Genomic DNA, 2,100 nt, shown 5'->3' on the forward strand with positions numbered 1-2,100 from the left:
CCCCCCCCCCCCCCCGCCCCCCCCCCCCCCCCCCCCCCCCCCCCCCCCCCCCCCCCCCCCCCCCCCCCCCCCCCCCCCCCCCCCCCCCCCCCCCCCCCCCCCCCCCCCCCGGGGCGCGGCTGCCTCACCGGGCGCGCGCCGCGCGGCGCCGGCGCACCGCCCCCGCGATCGGCGCGACGATCGAGGAGAGGATCGCGAAGCCGGCGATCACGTACGCCAGCGTGCGGATCCACGGCAGCGAGTCGGCGGCGTAGCCGGCCAGCACGAGCAGCGCCCCCCACGTCAGCGCGCCCACCACGTTGGCGCTGGCGAACGCCGCGTACGGCATGACGGCGGTGCCGGCGATGATCGGCGTGAACGCCCGCAGCCACGGGATGTAGCGGCAGCCCACGACGGCGAACCAGCCGTACTTCGCGTAGAACGCCTCCGCCCGCGGCAGGTGCTTGGCGGCCTTGCCCGCTCGCCGCAGCAGCCACGGGCGGCCCAGCCGCCGCCCGGACCAGTACCCGACGGTGTCGCCGAGGATCGCCGCCAGCGTCACCCCCACCACGAGCACGCCCAGGGACAGCGGGCTGCCGTCGCGGGCGGCCAGCAGCCCGGCGGTGAAGAGGACGGTGCTGCCGGGCAGCCAGAAGCCCACGAGCGTGCCCGTCTCGGCGAAGACGATGCCGAAGACGAGGGCGTAGACGCCGAGGGCGCCGAGGTGCTCCAGCTGCGGGTCGGCGAGCTGCGCGAACCAGTCGGACACCCCGCGATCCTCGCAGGCGCTCGCGCTCCCCGGCTCCTCAGGCGTCGGCGGGCTCGTCGGCCAGGGCGGCCAGGCGGGTCCGCTCGGCGTCGCTGAGGCGGCGCGGGCGGCCGGCGGCGAAGTCGTAGGAGACGCACGTGGTGCTGGCGCGCACGTACGTGCGCGCCTCGCCCACGGCCGGCGGCTCGGGCTCGCGCACCTCGTAGCGCACCTGGAAGCTGGCGCCGCCGACGCGCTCGACCCACAGGTCCACCGCCACCGGGGCGGTGCGGTAGTCCAGGGGGAGCAGGTAGTCGACCTCGTGGCGGGCCACGACCATCCCGGTGGCCAGCATCGGTGCCGAGCCGTCGGGGCCCGGCACCCCGAAGGCGCGCACGCGCGCCTCCTCCAGCAACCGGAGGACCTCGACGTTGTTCACGTGGCGGTAGGCGTCCATGTCGCCCCAGCGCAGGGACAGCAGCTGCTCCGAGCGAGGCACCGCGCCATCCTGCCCCGCCGGGCTCAGCGGTGGTTCTCGGGGGTGGCCTCGTCGGCGCGCAGCTCCTTCTGGGCGGGCAGCGCGGCGGCGGCGCGGCGCTGCTTGCGGCGGGAGTTGAGGACCTCCACGGCGACGGGGAGCACGCACAGCACCACGAGGATGAGCAGGCCGAGCTCGATGTTGTCCCGGATCAGCGGGATGCCGCCGAGCATGTACCCCAGCACGGTGACGCCGGTGCCCCACAGCACGGCGCCCACGGCGGAGAAGACGAAGAACGTGCGCCGGGGCATGCGGCCGGCGCCCGCGGCGACGGTGATGAAGGTCCGCACGATCGGCACGAAGCGCGCCAGGATGATCGCCCGTGCGCCGTAGGTGGCGAAGAACTCCTGCGTCTTCTCGATGTGCTTGCGCTTGAAGATCCTGGAGTCGGGCCGGTCCAGGACGGCCGGGCCCGCCTTGCGGCCGATCTCGTAGCCGCAGACGTTGCCGAGGAACGCGGCCAGCGAGAGCACCAGGCAGACGAACCACAGCGCGTGCGGCACGTGCTCCTCGCGGGTGAACAGGCCCACGGTGAACAGCAGCGAGTCGCCCGGCAGGAAGAAGCCGATCAGCAGGCCGCACTCGGCGAAGACGATGGCCGCGGCCCCCCACAGCGCCGCGCCGCCCAGCGTGTCCAGCAGGGACGTGGCCTCCAGCCACTCCGGCAGCACGGCTGCGGCGGTGGCGGGCAGAGCGGCCGAGAACTCGGCGAGGAGGGGCACGTCCCCAGGGTAGGTCGGGTCCCCGGCCGCGAGAACCGTGCGGGCCGAGGATCAACCGAGAGGCGGACGGGCGGGTCCTGCGAACGGCGGTGGGGTCCACCCCGGGGTGGACC

Annotated in this window: 3 protein-coding genes; all 3 read right to left on the bottom strand. The window is 75.8% G+C overall.

The window, feature by feature from the left end:
- Positions 1–124 precede the first annotated feature (124 nt).
- From ACRYR8_RS21100 to ACRYR8_RS21110, 3 genes are read right to left on the bottom strand one after another with little or no spacing between them, the layout of a single operon-like run.
- Positions 125–748, bottom strand: a complete 624-nt coding sequence (locus tag ACRYR8_RS21100) for a DedA family protein (RefSeq protein ID WP_432485533.1) — start codon at positions 746–748, stop codon at positions 125–127.
- 37 nt (positions 749–785) lie between these two features.
- Positions 786–1,226, bottom strand: a complete 441-nt coding sequence (locus ACRYR8_RS21105) for an acyl-CoA thioesterase (protein WP_432485532.1) — start codon at positions 1,224–1,226, stop codon at positions 786–788.
- A gap of 23 nt (positions 1,227–1,249) precedes the next feature.
- Complete coding sequence (locus ACRYR8_RS21110) at positions 1,250–1,987, bottom strand: DedA family protein (protein ID WP_432485531.1); 738 nt, start codon at positions 1,985–1,987, stop codon at positions 1,250–1,252.
- Positions 1,988–2,100: the final 113 nt, after the last annotated feature.

Source organism: Kineococcus esterisolvens (assembly GCF_050871405.1).
Classification (GTDB): Bacteria; Actinomycetota; Actinomycetes; order Actinomycetales; family Kineococcaceae; genus Kineococcus.